Origin of the sequence: Methanogenium sp. S4BF, from assembly GCF_029633965.1 — an archaeon.
Taxonomy (GTDB): domain Archaea; phylum Halobacteriota; class Methanomicrobia; order Methanomicrobiales; family Methanomicrobiaceae; genus Methanogenium.
In genome coordinates this window covers 1,611,729-1,625,857 of sequence record NZ_CP091277.1, presented here as the reverse complement: position 1 = coordinate 1,625,857, position 14,129 = coordinate 1,611,729, and the positions used below count along the sequence as shown (strand labels likewise).

Annotated in this window: 15 protein-coding genes; 14 read left to right on the top strand and 1 reads right to left on the bottom strand. The window is 55.8% G+C overall.

Annotation, left to right across the window (positions count from 1 at the left end; genetic code table 11):
• The first annotated feature begins 15 nt into the window (after positions 1 to 15).
• The 12 genes from L1S32_RS07825 to L1S32_RS07770 all read left to right on the top strand — a co-directional run bounded on the left by L1S32_RS07825 (position 16) and on the right by L1S32_RS07770 (position 11,091).
• On the top strand, positions 16 to 528 hold the full coding sequence (locus L1S32_RS07825) for an ArsR family transcriptional regulator (RefSeq protein WP_278154465.1): 513 nt from the start codon (positions 16 to 18) through the stop codon (positions 526 to 528).
• Positions 512 to 1,321, top strand: coding sequence for a MarR family transcriptional regulator (locus L1S32_RS07820; RefSeq protein ID WP_278154464.1), 810 nt, complete (start codon positions 512 to 514; stop codon positions 1,319 to 1,321). The genes L1S32_RS07825 and L1S32_RS07820 overlap by 17 nt, the downstream gene beginning before the upstream one ends.
• Positions 1,318 to 3,333 (top strand): DEAD/DEAH box helicase, encoded by a 2,016-nt coding sequence (locus L1S32_RS07815; protein ID WP_278154463.1) that lies wholly within the window; start codon positions 1,318 to 1,320, stop codon positions 3,331 to 3,333. The genes L1S32_RS07820 and L1S32_RS07815 overlap by 4 nt, the downstream gene beginning before the upstream one ends.
• 154 nt (positions 3,334 to 3,487) lie before the next feature.
• Entirely contained in the window at positions 3,488 to 3,931 is a 444-nt protein-coding gene (locus L1S32_RS07810; RefSeq protein WP_278154462.1) for a nucleoside deaminase, read from the top strand.
• A 209-nt stretch (positions 3,932 to 4,140) separates the two neighbouring features.
• Positions 4,141 to 4,305: a rubredoxin gene (locus L1S32_RS07805; protein ID WP_278154461.1), complete on the top strand. Its 165-nt coding sequence runs from the start codon at positions 4,141 to 4,143 to the stop codon at positions 4,303 to 4,305.
• Positions 4,306 to 4,308: 3 nt separating this feature from the next.
• A complete protein-coding gene (locus tag L1S32_RS07800; protein ID WP_278154460.1) occupies positions 4,309 to 5,493 on the top strand; it encodes an FprA family A-type flavoprotein in 1,185 nt (394 codons plus the stop codon).
• A gap of 16 nt (positions 5,494 to 5,509) precedes the next feature.
• Positions 5,510 to 5,911, top strand: a complete 402-nt coding sequence (locus tag L1S32_RS07795) for a desulfoferrodoxin family protein (protein WP_278154459.1) — start codon at positions 5,510 to 5,512, stop codon at positions 5,909 to 5,911.
• 124 nt (positions 5,912 to 6,035) lie between these two features.
• Complete coding sequence (locus L1S32_RS07790) at positions 6,036 to 7,505, top strand: TrkH family potassium uptake protein (protein WP_278154458.1); 1,470 nt, start codon at positions 6,036 to 6,038, stop codon at positions 7,503 to 7,505.
• 83 nt (positions 7,506 to 7,588) lie between these two features.
• Positions 7,589 to 8,098 carry a YqhA family protein gene (locus tag L1S32_RS07785; RefSeq protein WP_278154457.1) on the top strand — a complete coding sequence of 170 codons (510 nt, stop codon included), beginning with the start codon at positions 7,589 to 7,591 and terminating at the stop codon, positions 8,096 to 8,098.
• Between the two features lie 51 nt (positions 8,099 to 8,149).
• Positions 8,150 to 8,968: a Ni-sirohydrochlorin a,c-diamide reductive cyclase ATP-dependent reductase subunit gene (gene cfbC / locus L1S32_RS07780; protein WP_278154456.1), complete on the top strand. Its 819-nt coding sequence runs from the start codon at positions 8,150 to 8,152 to the stop codon at positions 8,966 to 8,968.
• Positions 8,928 to 9,980, top strand: a complete 1,053-nt coding sequence (locus tag L1S32_RS07775; protein WP_278154455.1) for a nitrogenase component 1 — start codon at positions 8,928 to 8,930, stop codon at positions 9,978 to 9,980. Before cfbC ends, L1S32_RS07775 begins: the two co-directional genes overlap by 41 nt.
• Positions 9,973 to 11,091, top strand: a complete 1,119-nt coding sequence (locus L1S32_RS07770; RefSeq protein ID WP_278154454.1) for a nitrogenase component 1 — start codon at positions 9,973 to 9,975, stop codon at positions 11,089 to 11,091. Before L1S32_RS07775 ends, L1S32_RS07770 begins: the two co-directional genes overlap by 8 nt.
• Positions 11,092 to 11,100: 9 nt before the next feature.
• Here the strand turns inward: L1S32_RS07770 and L1S32_RS07765 are convergent, their stop codons facing one another.
• Positions 11,101 to 11,955: an ion transporter gene (locus L1S32_RS07765; protein WP_278154453.1), complete on the bottom strand. Its 855-nt coding sequence runs from the start codon at positions 11,953 to 11,955 to the stop codon at positions 11,101 to 11,103.
• 151 nt (positions 11,956 to 12,106) lie between these two features.
• On the opposite strand from L1S32_RS07765, the gene L1S32_RS07760 reads away from it, so the two are divergent.
• Both L1S32_RS07760 and L1S32_RS07755 read left to right on the top strand, forming a co-directional pair.
• Positions 12,107 to 12,655, top strand: a complete 549-nt coding sequence (locus L1S32_RS07760) for a phosphatidate cytidylyltransferase (RefSeq protein ID WP_278154452.1) — start codon at positions 12,107 to 12,109, stop codon at positions 12,653 to 12,655.
• 72 nt (positions 12,656 to 12,727) lie between these two features.
• Entirely contained in the window at positions 12,728 to 14,071 is a 1,344-nt protein-coding gene (locus L1S32_RS07755; protein ID WP_278154451.1) for a hypothetical protein, read from the top strand.
• Positions 14,072 to 14,129 lie beyond the last annotated feature (58 nt).

Sequence of the window (14,129 nt, the reverse complement as noted above, 5' to 3'; positions counted from 1 at the left end):
ACATGGGTTTTTACTTTGACAGGGCATAATCGGATCGTAAATGATCCCCTCGAAATCGTTCCGCTCATTGTTACTTTTAACAACTCAAAATTCAAAAAAGCCTATGACCTCCTCTCAAAACAATGGATGACTGAAGAAGAAATTTGTGCTGAAATCGGCACGGAATGCGTGGCAGAATGCCTCGGACTTCTGAAGAAAGGCAACCTGATTGAGGAGCAGTGGCGGATGCCGCAACCGGGGGAGCGGCCCTCTAAAGAATATAAAACAACATACAGCAGATTCAGGGCAGGGTTCCAGTGTTCCATGGAGGACCTTGGTGATCTCCTTTACATTTCAACATCGACAGACGAAGAGCTCCGTGCCATGGTTGATAATCTTGAGCAGGACGTCCGTGGCGGAGTGACATCGTACAATGACCTCGCGCGCAAATACAAGGTGAGCCCGGTCTACATCAAGGGGCTTGCCAAACGGATGCCGAATCTTGATGTGAAGGGCCAGGGGCTGGTGCTGCTTGACGAGTCACAGTGATGACCCGTATCACACTGTGCTCAAGAGCAAACGTGAAGCAACACGCTTTCAGATCCTAGTGGAGATTGCCGCTCACCAGCCGTCTGTCAGACAGCAGGAGATTGCCGCAAAGATGGGCGTTACTCCGCAGGCCGTCAGCGAATACATTCGTGAGATGGTGGATGACGGATTTGTGAACTCAAACGGCAGAGGCCGGTACAATGTCACAAAGAAGGGTGTGGAGTGGGTAACAAACACTGCTGAAACACTTGAAACATATCTGAAATACGTGACAACCGATGTCATCCAGGAGGTTTCTGTATGGACTGCCATCGCAAAAGAGCCGCTTGCAAAGGGGGACATGGTAGGTGTCTTCATGCAGGGCGGTCTGTTGTATGCATCCAAAACCGGGCAGGCTGCCATGGGTGAGGTGACGTGCGGCGCAAAACCCGGAGAAGATGTCGGGGTGGCAAAGCTCTCCGGAATAATCGCACTCGAAGAGGGGACCATCCGTGTCTGCAAGGTGCCCCGTATTCAGCGGGGCGGGTCACGCAGTGTGTCTCCGGATCGCATCCTCGATGCATTGGAAGGTATGGACTATATCGGTGCGGTGGGCCTTGAAGCGAAGGTGCTCCTGAAGAGCGTCGGTGTCAGTGAGGATGCCTTCTTCGGTGCCCGGGAAGGGGTTGTGGAGGCCTCGTTCCATGGGATCAACTGTGCGATGGTCATCGTTGACGAGGAGTTCACCGGGTTTCTGAAACGGCTTGAGAGCGCTGGTCTCTCGTATGAGATCTGCGATTTGAGCATCTCATGAGCATTATTGTTAATCCACGGCGGGGACCATACCGCCTCTATTTTTATGACGGCCGGCGGGTTACGGGCAGCGGTGACCTGGAGCTGTCAAAGACCGGCAAGGGGTGCCGTCCGAAAGAGTTTCGGTACCGTGAGGCGGGCAGGAGTCACCCGCGGCATGTGCCGACAAAGGATCTGTTACGGGAATTCCGGCGGGAGAGGGTCTACCTCACCGGGGAGGATGAGCCGTTCCGGTCCATGTGCAGTGACCTGCAGGTCCCGGTGACGGTGATCCGGGTCTGCCGGACCTGTCTTCTTGTCGATCGGATCACTCCCCTGAAGCAGAAGAATGCGGTGAAGTACGGGCGTGAGGAGATCTGCATGCACTGCGCCAAAAATGAACTTCGCCGTGAGGCAGGCTATATGGGGGGAATGGGCATGAAGTCCATCGGTCATCTGGAGAATATGCTGGAGATGTACCAGGACCTCGACCGTGTCCTCGGGATGCTGCAGCCGGAGGCCTCCAAACCCGCACAGACGCTCTTTGACCGGCTTGAACCCCATGCAATACGGGAAACACAGCCCATTACGGCTCTTCCGCTTCCGAAAAAATTTATACAGGCATCCGGGGTGAAAAACCTGATGCCGGTCCAGCAGCTCTGTGTTGATGCAGGGCTTTTAAAGGGCAGGGATCAGCTGGTGGTGGCTGCCACTGCAAGCGGCAAGACCTTCATCGGTGAGATGGCCGGAGTGAAAAACCACAGTGAAGGCCGGGGGGGAATGCTCTTTCTGGTCCCCCTCGTTGCTCTTGCAAACCAGAAATATCGCCGTTTTACGGAACGGTATGGTGATTTCCTGAATGTTTCCCTTTTAACCGGTGTTTCCCGTATTCACATCCCGGAGACCAGGGTGAATGCCCGCCGGAGCATGAAGTCTGATATCATCGTCGGAACTTATGAGGGGGTGGACCACCACCTGCGGATGGGCCGCCGCCTTGCAAAGGTGGGAACGGTCGTCATCGATGAGGTGCAGATGCTGGAGGACGCGGACCGGGGGCACCGGCTCGATGGTCTGATTGCCCGCCTGCGCCATGTGGCCCCGCATGCCCAGTTCCTCTTTTTAAGTGCGACCATCGGATCCCCTTCCCTTCTGGCGAAGAAACTGCAGAGTGAACTGGTACGCTACGATGAACGCCCGGTGGGCCTTGAACGCCATCTCATCTTCACCGAACGCAAGGAGAAGATTGATCTCATCAAAAAGCTGGTGTTCGAGGAGTTCCGCAAGACCTCGTCCAAGGGATTCCGGGGTCAGACGATTGTCTTCACGAATTCACGGGCCCGGTGCCATACGGTGGCAGATGCCATCGGTAAAAAGGCGATGCCCTATCATGCCGGGCTTTCCGCAAAGGAGCGCCGTGATGTGGAGAGGATGTTTGAGAAGGGGGAAATAGCTGCGGTTGTCACGACCGCGGCTCTTGCGGCAGGCGTGGACTTCCCCGCATCCCAGGTCATCTTTGACGCCCTTGCGATGGGCATCTCGTGGCTGAAGGTGCAGGAGTTCTCCCAGATGATGGGCCGTGCGGGCCGGCCGGATTTCCACGACCTGGGCAAAGTGGTCATCCTCGCCGAACCGGGCGGGGTCTATTCACGTGAGTCCGGCGGCGGCACGGAAGAGGAGGTGGCGATACGCCTCCTCAAAGGGGAGATGGAGGAGGTCGCCCCGGTCTATGATATTGAAGGTTCATCCGAGGAGTATGTCGCCAATGCGGTGGTCTGCGGCGGGGACCGGGGATGCCTCATTGAGATATGCAGCACGATGGTCGGGGAGCTGGAGGATGTGTGGCCCCTCCTGAAACAGGAGGGTTACATCCGTGAACGGAACGGAAAGATTGTCCTCTCCCCTCTGGGGCAGGTGATGGCCGAGCATTTCATCGGTATTGAGCGTCTGTCACGGATCCTGAAGATGGTCCGAAAGACCGCAGACCCCCTTGCGATTGTCGCTGAACTCGACTGTGTCGAGGACCAGGATGCGTGAGGCGGGTGTATGTCCCGTCCTGATGCGGTTTGCATCATCTCTTTTTTTGGCTGCCTGCCTGTGCAGCGGAAGTCCGTCCGTCCAAAGCATCCCGCAGGAAGCGTAGTCTTTATCCGCCTGTGCCCTCTACACTGACGTAATTGGAGTGTTTTCCATGAACGATGATCTCACATTTATGCAGGCGGCGATTGACGAAGCAAAACAGGGTCAGAGCGAGGGCGGGATTCCCATCGGGGCAGTGCTGGTGCGGGACGGGGTTATCATCTCGCGGGGGCATAACCGGAGAATTCAGGACGATGACCCCCTGATGCATGCAGAGATTGACTGCCTCAGGAATGCCGGACGAATCGGGCGGTATGGTGATACGGTACTCTACTCCACCCTCATGCCCTGCTATCTCTGTGCCGGGGCGGTCGTCCAGTTCGGCATTCCGAAGGTGGTGGTGGGGGAGTCTGTGAACTTTGCCGGTGCAGAGGATTTGTTACGGGAGAAAGGGGTAGAGGTGGTGAACCTCGGTCTGCCCGGGGTGACGAAGATGATGGCGGAGTATATTGAAACCCATGCTGATATCTGGAATGAGGATATCGGGACGTTGTGACAGAAAAGCGATTGTGCTCCTGACAATTCCTTCGTTTTTGGTCCGCAAATGTTATTTTTAGTGTGCATGAGAGGGGTGAACAACAGGCCTGATGATGGATGACTGTTGGGATAATAATCCATTTAAAGAATGGTGCTGTACATTTCAGCAGAAGGTTCCGGCCAGACCCGCCGTTTGCAATGGCGCATTCCGGAACAGGAGATATATAAATGGACACAGAAACCCGGATGAAATGTTTGATCTGCGGACATATCTACGACCCGAAGAAAGGGGAGCAGGACATACCTGTCGGAACAGCATTCGTTGCTCTCCCTGACGACTGGTGCTGCCCGGTATGCGGCGCAGCGAAGAAACAGTTCACTGAGGTGAAGTGAGCGATGGTCGTGCGTGAAATTCTTCCCGGCATCGAGGCAGTGGGTGTGATTGACTGGCACCGGGTGGCATTCGATGACTTGATGGACCTCCCGGACGGGACGACATACAACGCCTATGTCGTCCGGGGGAGCGAGAAGACAGCCCTCATCGACACCGTGGAAGCAGAGTTTGATGAGGAGTATGTCACAAATCTCATCCGGGCGAAGGTCGATGCCGTGGACTACATCGTGGCAAATCATGCAGAACAGGACCACTCCGGTTCACTCCCCCTACTGCTTGAACTCTTTCCCATGGCAAAAGTCGTCACGACGGAGAAGGGAAAAGAGCTGCTCTGTTCGATGGTGTTAATCGATGAGGAACGCATTCTGGTCGTAGAAGACAGAGACTCAATCTCTCTTGGGGACAAGACCCTTGTCTTCTACCCGATGCCCTGGGTGCACTGGCCGGAGACGATGGTGACCTGGGTGCCGGAAGACCGCATCCTCTTCTCCTGTGACCTCTTTGGCGCCCACCTTGCCGCATCACCACTCTTCTCGGATAACTCATGCCGGCTGCATGAGGCTGCAATGCGCTACTATGCCATTATCATGCAGCCCTTCCGGTCAAAGATCCGTGAATATATCGATGCTGTGGAGTCACTCTCCCCGGCCATCATCGCACCAAGCCACGGGCCGGTGCACAACAATCCTTCCTGGATTCTCTCCCTGTACCGCGACTGGTCATCAGAGGAAGGAAAGAATCTCGTCGTCATCCCCTTCGTATCCATGCACGCCAGCACACGGTGGATGGTGGAACGGCTGGTGGATGCACTGATGCAGCGGGGCATTGAGGTGCGCCCCTATGACCTTGGCACCGCCTCACCGGGCACCATTGCAATGGACCTCATCGACGCCACGACCATTGTCATCGGCTCACCGACGGTCCATTTCGGGCCACACCCCAAGGCGGCACATATTGCGTTCCTCGCCAATATTCTCAAACCGAAGGCACGGTATCTGGGAGTCATCGGTTCATTTGGCTGGGGAGGAAAGACGGTGCAGTCTCTGGGTGACATGATGCCGAAACTCACCGCTGAGATGCTTGAACCGGTATATATCAAAGGAAAACCCGGTGAGCAGGAGCTCGTCGCGGTGATAAATCTTGCAGACGAAATCTATAAACACCATCAGGATAATCACCTCGTCTGAAAAGAGGTGAATTTTGATGGAGAAAAACCCTGTTTTTTTTAAGTGCCCCGGATGCAGCGGCACGGTCATGATAATGGATCCCGGCATGTGCAAGGCACCATCGGCAGATGCACTCTCGGTTAGCTGTTCGGGAAATGAGATGACAATGCTCTCTGAACAGACGGCAGACTTTGCCAAAGAGAAGCATGTGCCCATGGTTGAGAAGGTGGAAGGAGGTATCAAAGTCACGGTCGGTTCAACACCCCACCCGATGGCAGAAGAGCATTACATCATGTGGATTGGTGTACAGGCCGGTGATGATTTCATGGTCCATTACCTGAAACCCGGTGATGCACCGGAAGCCTTCTTCCCATGCCCGGATACGGATGTGAAGGCGTTTGAGTGCTGCAATGTCCATAACCTCTGGGTCAACCGCTGAATCTGACCTCATTCACCCAATTTTATCCCGTATTTTGGCCTGTATTCTGCGATAACGGCAGTATTGTGCTCTCCGTCCCGTAACAAAAGGATAATACCTGCCCTCCTGCAATGTGTACATGCGTATGGACCGCCTTCATCAGTACCTGACGCTGACAACGGATATCGGCACTATTCTCCGGTATATCAGCGCCGGTACCTGTATTCCGCTTGCAGTTGCCCTCATATTCAGGGAGTTTGATATGCTCCTCCCGATGGCATCCGTACCGGTGGTCCTTTTCTGTATCGGGACGGTTCTTATCCGTCTTCCGGCAACGGAGCGGGAGCCCCGTCTCTCCATGTCGCTCTTCTCCGTGGCCGCCATCTGGCTGATCTGTGCTCTTGTGGGGGCGCTTCCCTTTGTCTTTGGTGCAGGAATGCCCTACATTGACGGATTTTTTGAGGCAATGTCCGGGTGGACGGATACCGGGATGACGATGGCCCGTGATGTGGATGCCCTGCCCGAGACCCTTATTTTCTGGCGAACCCTGATGGAATGGTTCGGGGGCATCGGGATTGTGGCATTCACCGTTGCCCTCCTGAACCGCTCGTCCGTCTCCCGTCTCCGCCTCTACAGTTCCGAACGCATGGAGGGGCGCAGTGATGCCTTCATGCCGAGTGTGGTGGAGCAGGGAGCACAGATGTGGCTGATATATCTCTTCCTTACCCTTGCAGGGGTGCTCCTCATTCTCTGCTCCGGTGTGCCGCTCTGGGATGCCGTGAATATTGCGATGACCGCCATATCGACCGGAGGATTTTCCATCCACAGCGGGGGCATCCCATCCTATGACAACCGGCTCCTTGAACTGCTGATTATTCCGGTGATGATTGCGGGAGCGCTCCCCTTCAAGATATATTATCTGATGTACCGCAAACGGGAATTCCGCCTGTTTCATGATGAACAGGCAATCCTGCTCTTTTTGCTGATTCTTCTGGGATTTGTCATCATTACGGGCGATCTGATCGTTTTTAATGGTCTGGAACAATGGTCTGCCGTCATCAACGGTCTGTTTATGGCATCTGCGGCGGTCACATCCACCGGATTCCAGACCGTGGATCTGGTGGTATGGGAACCGGTATCTGTGCTCTTTCTCACCATGCTGGTCTTCATCGGCGGGTCGTCCGGCAGTACAGCGGGAGGAGTGAAACTTTCCCGCGTCATGATCGGGCTCAAAGGCATCAAGTATTGGTTCCGGCGGTCGTTTGTCAGTCCGAAGGCCATGATTCCCCTGCGATACAACGGCAAAACCTTTCAGCGGGCAGACGCAGAGTTTCTTGTTTCACGCAACATGCTCACCTTTATTCTCTTCCTGATTCCGATTCTCTTCGCCCTTGTCATCATCATGCACTTTGAACAGCCCGATATCGATACGACCCTTGTCATCTTCGATGTGGTCTCTGCAACCTGCAACAACGGCATCTCCACAGGCTTTGTAACACCTGACCTGACGGTCTGGTCAAAACTGGTGCTCATCATCCAGATGTGGCTGGGACGGCTGGAGGTGATGGCGGTGATGGTCTTCTTCATCGGCCTTATCCGTGGGTTTGACTGGTGATGTGAGGACCGGATGGACAATCATTAATACGGACGGGAGCAGACAGATGCCTCGTCCTGATAAAGCAAAGGGGGGTGGGGCGAATGGTCTGGCAGTATTTTACACGGGTCCGCTATCTGGTATTGATTGCGGCGGTCGCCTCCCTTTTCGGCTCGGCGCTGATGTTTTTTATCGGCGTCGGAAAAACAATATCAGCATTCTATTACTATTTCTTTGAGCGTCCGTTTTTTACCGGGGAAGCGCTCCCGGAATATCTTACGCCGGGTGATCTGGCAACGGTCTCGCTGGCACAGGCCATCGATGTCTTTCTCTTTGCGCTGGTAATGATGATCTTTGCCTATGGCATCCTGTATCTCTTTCTCGTTGAGGATGACAAAAAAGAACAGGCCGCCTTTCCCGGATGGCTGAGGATAACAAGTATCTTTCAGCTGAAGATGATCCTGGGTGAAGTCATTGTTTTTATCCTCTTTGTGCATTTCCTCGAGACAGCGACAAAGACGGGGTATGCCAACCTGACCCCTGAAAGTCTCATTCTGCCGGGAGCCATTCTTCTGCTCTCGCTCAGCCTGATGCTGCTCCGGCAGAATGAATGATCCGCTTTTCTTGCGGAGGAGTAAATATCATGCGCAACAAAACTTTAGTCAATGAAACAGATCGCCCTCTACGGGAAGGGTGGTATCGGCAAATCCACCACTTCGGCAAATCTCTCGGCAGCCCTCTCGGACTGCGGGCTGGATGTCATGCAGATCGGGTGTGACCCGAAACATGACAGCACCCGGATGCTGATGTGGGGGGAATGGATTCCGACCGTCCTTGATCTTGTCCGTGAACACGGTGATGCCAATATTGCGGTCTCTGATGCGGTGTTCACCGGGTATGGGGGTATCCGGTGTGTTGAGGCAGGCGGACCGGAACCGGGCATCGGGTGTGCGGGCCGCGGGATCATCGCCACATTTCAGCTGCTCCAGCGGCTGGAGGCCCTTTACGGTGATGTCATCGTCTATGATGTCCTTGGTGATGTGGTCTGCGGCGGGTTTGCGATGCCGATGCGTGACGGATATGCACAGGAGATATACCTCGTCACCTCCGGTGAGTTCATGTCGCTTTATGCGGCCAATAACATCTGCAAGGCGATAGCACGCCTTTCCCGGCGCACACGCAGTGTCTGCTCTCTGGCAGGTGTCATCTGCAACGCGAAGAATATTCCCGGCGAGGAGGCACTGGTGCGTGAATTTGCCGAACGGGTCAATTCACGGATGGTCGCCTATATTCCCCGTGCCAATATTGTCCAGATTGCTGAAGTGAACCAGCGTACGGTGATTGAGTATGCGCCGGAGTCAGAACAGGCAGAGGTGTACCGGCAGCTGGCCCGAACGATTATGGAAAATACCACGTTTACCATCCCCACCCCCCTCGAGATGCATGAACTCGAAGAACTTGCACGGTCGCACCTCACGGTTTGAGGGATGTACGGTCATGGGCGTCCTCTCGGTCAGTGCCTTTCTGACAGATGCAGTGACCCTGATCCACGGCCCGGACGGGTGCACCCATATCAATACCTCCCTCCTGCACACCACCCTTGCCGAACATGATATCTTCCGCATCCCGGAAATAGTCTCAACCGGTCTTGGCGAGGATGAGATCATATTCGGCGGCGAGGATGCGCTCCACGATGCCCTGACGGCTGTATGCGGTGAGGACCCGGCCGCGGTGGTCGTTGCAAGCACCTGTGTCTCCGAGACCATCGGGGATGATGTGGCAGGCATCTGCAGCCAGCCGTGGGACTGCCCGGTCATCTATGTGCCCAGCTCCGGCTTTCTTGGCGGCACCTTCACGGATGGGTATACCAGTACGCTTACTGCCCTCTCTTCTTTTATTCCGTCTCCCTCACCCGCGGGCCGGAACCGGGGCACGGTAAATATCATCGGTGAGAAAAACCTCGAGTTTGAGGCCGAGGATAATTTCCAGGAGGTCTCCCGTATCCTCGGCATGCTGGGACTTGAGGTGAACATCCGCTATGTGCGTGACATCACGGTGGCGGATATCGAAAGGTTCGGGGATGCGGGGCTGACTCTCTTCCGGGAGGACACCAGCGGCATTCTCGGGCGCCATTTTAATGCCTGCACCGGCATCCCCTCTCTTCCGGAGTTTCCGGTCGGTCTCACGGCAACCCTGCAGTTCATCCGTGATGCGGCCCGTCTCACCGGCCGTGACAGCACTGAAGCCGTCCATGCCGAAGAGGAGCGGCAGGCCGCACTCGCGGATGAATTTTCAGACCTCGCAGGTGAGTATGTGACCTTTGATTCATTCGGGTTCCAGTCGGCAGAGATGGATATGTTTGCCGAGGTGGCAGAGGCCGTGGGCATCAGGGTCGCTGAGGAGGGAACGGTCATTCCCATTCCCTTCTGTATGCCGGTAGGAACACTCGGCCTGCGGCGGATGCTCCGGCAGTGGCGGAGGTTTATCGATGGCTAAGCCATGCATCAATCCGATCTGGCCCTGTGCGATGATCGGCGCCGCTGCCGCAATGGCCGGACTGGACGGAGCCGGTGTTATCATCCACGGGGCGTCGGCGTGCTACTTCTACGCAGACTCGGTCATTCCCGACCCGGTGAACTGCACCTATCTGGTGGAGGACGAAATTATCTTCGGCACCGGTGACCGTCTGCAGGAGGTAACAGAAGGTCTTCTGCCCTTCAGCGAGAGGATTGTGGTCATCAACTCCTGTGTTCCTGCAACCATCGGTGAGGACCTCAGGACATACTGCGCCGGTTGTGACCCCATCATCATCGATGCCCCCGGCTACTGTGGTGACATGATGGATGGCTACCGGCTGGCGCTGGCAGCCCTCCCGGCAGAGACCGACCCGACACGGGGCGGGGTGAACATCGACGGACTGCTCTCGCCGGATCCCTTTGCCGTGGGCAACCGTATGGAGGCAGAGCGTCTGCTCGCCCGTGCGGGCATCCCGGTTGCGGCCCGGTACTGCAGCGATACTCTGGCCTCAGCCCTCAGGCCGGCAGAGATGACGGTGACAGCCCTCCCGGATGTGGCCTCCGGCATCGGGCGGCCGGCAGGGTCACTTCTCGGTCTGGATGCCATTGAGACGACCTTTTCTGTCCTCCAGGATGCGATGCCGGATGCGGACTGTGCTCCGGTCATGGACTGCTGTGAGGAGACGGAAGAACTGGTGGTGAAGGCATGTGACCGTTATCTCCGTGCGAACGATCCGCCGCGGGTCGCCCTCTTCGGCATCGCAGGCTACCTTGACATGGCAGCAGACCTGCTCACCACCTGTCTCGACGCGGAGATCTGCAGTGCAGGAGCCCGCAATCAACCACAGGAGGATTCGGTATGCACCTGGGCCCCGGACCTGGGAACCGTGAAGCGGATGATAGCAGCAGGTGAACCGGATCTGATCATCGGGTCCCGGTACGAAGCGACCCTTGCACCGGATGTACCCTTTGTGCAGATGACGATTCCCATTCGCAAACATTCCATGCTCTGCCACCGCCCGCTCATCGGGACAGAGGGTGTCCTCTGGCTTATTGAGTCTGTGGTGAATGCAGGGAAAAAAGGGTGCTGAAACACCGTTTCAGTCTTTTTTGTCTTCCGGGCGGATTTCACGTCCGCAGTGGGGGCATATTTCAAATTCCGGTGTAACTATACAGTAATTTTCCGCTTTTTTTCTCTTCTTTTTCTCCTCATCTTCTTTGATGACCTCGGAGAATCCTGATGCGAGAATACCGGCGGGAAGGGCAAAGAGGCCGATGCCCACCAGGGAGATGACAAAGCCCAGTACTTTTCCCTCGGGTGTTATTGGCACCATATCGCCGTATCCGATGGTTGCGATGGTGACGATTCCCCACCACATCGCTTCAGGAATGCTGGAGAAGACCTCCGGCTGGGCCGTATATTCAATCTGGTACATCAGGGAGGCGGCGATGATGAGGACAACCATGATGATGAAGACCGTGCCCAGCAGGGCTTCACTGTTCCGCTTCAGTACGCGGATCATGATCTGGAAAGAGCGCGAATATCTGCCCAGTTTAAAGAAGCGAAATACCCTGAGTGTCCGCAGGAATGTGACATTGACACCAGGTATCAGGAGGGTGAGATAATACGGGAGGATGGAGATCAGGTCAATGAGGACGAGCGGCGTAAGGGCATAGCGGATTCGCCCGGCAAGGGGTTTTTTGTAGCGTTCATCAGCGGTGCATGACCACATCCTGAGGATATATTCAATGGAGAATACGACTGCGGTGACGATCTCAACGATGACAAACAGCCAGAAATAGTGGTCCAGCATACCGGGAACGCTTGCGAGAACCAGTTCCGCCACGCTGAGCATGATGAGGCAGATGATGACCATGTCAAACAATAAACTGGTCCGGTCACCCTCTTTGGCCGAGGATACAATCTCAAATACGCGCTTTTTAATCCGACCCATCCTTCTGTCTTCCTGTGTTAGTATTTTTTATCCGGTTTATTCAGGGTTTTGGTCTGGTCATTTCCCCTGCTCTTCTCCGGTATTCCTGTTCTGTCACTGTTCGCGGGGTGATTCCGGCGCATTTATCCACGGGTATCACAAATAACGGGTAATGAATGAAGACTGCCGTCAGCTGGTGCATCTGGGGTTTGGTGTCGTTATCGCTCTTGCGATTGCCTTCCTTGGCAGGGAGTATGCCATCATGGTGCTTGCCCTTGGGCTCTTTGGCGGGTTTGTGCTCATTGACCTTGTTGACCGTGGATATCGTGTCCCGATTGCATCAGCGATGGTGGAGAATCTTGAACGCACCGGAAGGATGCCCGGTTATGGAGCGGTATGTTTTGTGCTCTCAGCGTTGTTCTGTTTGATCTTCTTCCCGGTAGACTATGTGGTGGCAGGAGTGCTCACCCTTGCCGTCCTTGATTCGGTCAGCACGATTGCGGGGCTGCATTTCGGGCGGCATCGTATCTTCAACGGGAAATCGTGGGAAGGCACGGCAGGCGGTATCGTTGCAGCGTTCATTCCTCTTGTATTTCTTCTCTCTCCGCTCACTGCGGCAGCAGCGGCAGTTGTGGCAGGCATCGCAGAACTGGTCTCACCTATTGAAGATAACCTGGTGATACCTCCGGTGATCTGCCTCCTCTGTCTTCTCCTTGCCTGAGGCAGTTCATCCTTTTTTATCAGGGTCGATACAAAGGCATATCATCCTGTAGCCCGGATTCGGTGAGTGAATATGAAAAGCTCCCGGGTCCGCCATGCCGGAATGCACCCGGCTTCGGCGTTTGATGTCGCAAATATCCATTTTTCAGCGATCTGTGATCCGACGCTCCACCTTGTGATGCAGGCGGATGGCGCCTTTGATTTGTCTGCCATGGAGAAAGCGGTGGAGGCGGCCGGCACGATGGCACCCATCCTTTCGTCGCACTACGGTGAGGCAGATGACCGGGGCTACTGGCAGTGCAGCATGGGTGAAAAACCCGCCTTCTCAGTGCACGACATCTCCCCGGGGATTGATCCGAATCACCTCCCGCTTGTCTCAATCGATCCGTTTGCCGGTCCCCAGATGGATGTGCGCCTCTGCCGGAGCGCTGAAGCAGGGGAAGGGCGCGGGGATGTTCTCATCATCTCCGCACACCACGGGGCGATGGATGCAAACGGTCTCTTTCAGGCAGCGGCCCTGTGTGCGGATGCCTACCGGCGGGTATGTGCAGGAAAACCTCCTGTCTTTCAGGGGCCGTCCTGGGAGCCCCGCGGCACGGATGCCATCAGTGCGCAGTTCACGGCAGAAGAACTTGATGCTGTTTATGAACGTGAATCTGCGTTTGTGGACAACTGGTCATTTCCCTGCCGTGATGGTCCGTGCGGCCCGCTTGTCTGGGATTCATGTATGACCGGAGCAGACGAGGTCACCGCCCTCCGGGTTGCCGGGAAGGCTGCCGGGGTGACCCTCAATGACCGGATTATGGCGGCCTGGTTCTGTGCGCTTGTGCAGGTCTGCGGGGACAGGTATGCAGCAGCGCCCCGCCTGGACATTTTCGGTGCCATGGACCTGCGCCGGTATCTCCCTGCTCCGCCATCCCGCAGCATCAGCAACCTCTCGGTCGCCTATGGCCTTTCCCTTTCCCCCTCCTGCTGTCAGGGGATGCGTACGGCCCTGCCTGCGGTATCCCGGGCAATGCGGGAGATGAAGGACGGGAACTTCGGCCTGGGGTCAATGGTGTTGTATGAGCGTCTCTATGCGGGTGGTGTTGGTGCGGTGAAGGCCTTTATGGCCGGTCTCGGAAAGGAATGTCGCCTCACCGGGGAGAAGAATCCCTTCCTGAGCAATGTGGGCGCCATCCCTTCACCGGCGGCAGCATTTCAGCATGGAGAGAATGGCACCCCCCTGCAGGTCACGAAGGCGTACCTCACCTCCCGGGAGGTATACCCGCCAGGTATCGGTGGCTATGTCTCCACCTACCGCGGGGAGATGACAGTCTCCATTCCTTCCTGCGCTGATGCCCATGACCCGCAGAAGATCCGTGCCCTTGCTGAAGCGATGCGGGTGTATCTCATAGAAGAGATCTCCCTCCGGTAACTTTTTTACATCATTTTTTCGCAGGACTCATCCTCTCCGGGGCAGGGTTATCATTTCC

What these genes read in the sequence shown, in the direction of transcription:
- L1S32_RS07815 (WP_278154463.1), top strand. Translation starts at nt 1,318, where the DNA reads ATGAGCATTATTGTTAATCCACGGCGGGGACCATACCGCCTCTATTTT.
- L1S32_RS07810 (WP_278154462.1), top strand. Translation starts at nt 3,488, where the DNA reads ATGAACGATGATCTCACATTTATGCAGGCGGCGATTGACGAAGCAAAA.
- L1S32_RS07805 (WP_278154461.1), top strand. Translation starts at nt 4,141, where the DNA reads ATGGACACAGAAACCCGGATGAAATGTTTGATCTGCGGACATATCTAC.
- L1S32_RS07800 (WP_278154460.1), top strand. Translation starts at nt 4,309, where the DNA reads ATGGTCGTGCGTGAAATTCTTCCCGGCATCGAGGCAGTGGGTGTGATT.
- L1S32_RS07795 (WP_278154459.1), top strand. Translation starts at nt 5,510, where the DNA reads ATGGAGAAAAACCCTGTTTTTTTTAAGTGCCCCGGATGCAGCGGCACG.
- L1S32_RS07790 (WP_278154458.1), top strand. Translation starts at nt 6,036, where the DNA reads ATGGACCGCCTTCATCAGTACCTGACGCTGACAACGGATATCGGCACT.
- L1S32_RS07785 (WP_278154457.1), top strand. Translation starts at nt 7,589, where the DNA reads ATGGTCTGGCAGTATTTTACACGGGTCCGCTATCTGGTATTGATTGCG.
- cfbC (WP_278154456.1), top strand. Translation starts at nt 8,150, where the DNA reads ATGAAACAGATCGCCCTCTACGGGAAGGGTGGTATCGGCAAATCCACC.
- L1S32_RS07775 (WP_278154455.1), top strand. Translation starts at nt 8,928, where the DNA reads ATGAACTCGAAGAACTTGCACGGTCGCACCTCACGGTTTGAGGGATGT.
- L1S32_RS07770 (WP_278154454.1), top strand. Translation starts at nt 9,973, where the DNA reads ATGGCTAAGCCATGCATCAATCCGATCTGGCCCTGTGCGATGATCGGC.
- L1S32_RS07765 (WP_278154453.1), bottom strand. Translation starts at nt 11,955, where the DNA reads ATGGGTCGGATTAAAAAGCGCGTATTTGAGATTGTATCCTCGGCCAAA.
- L1S32_RS07760 (WP_278154452.1), top strand. Translation starts at nt 12,107, where the DNA reads ATGAATGAAGACTGCCGTCAGCTGGTGCATCTGGGGTTTGGTGTCGTT.
- L1S32_RS07755 (WP_278154451.1), top strand. Translation starts at nt 12,728, where the DNA reads ATGAAAAGCTCCCGGGTCCGCCATGCCGGAATGCACCCGGCTTCGGCG.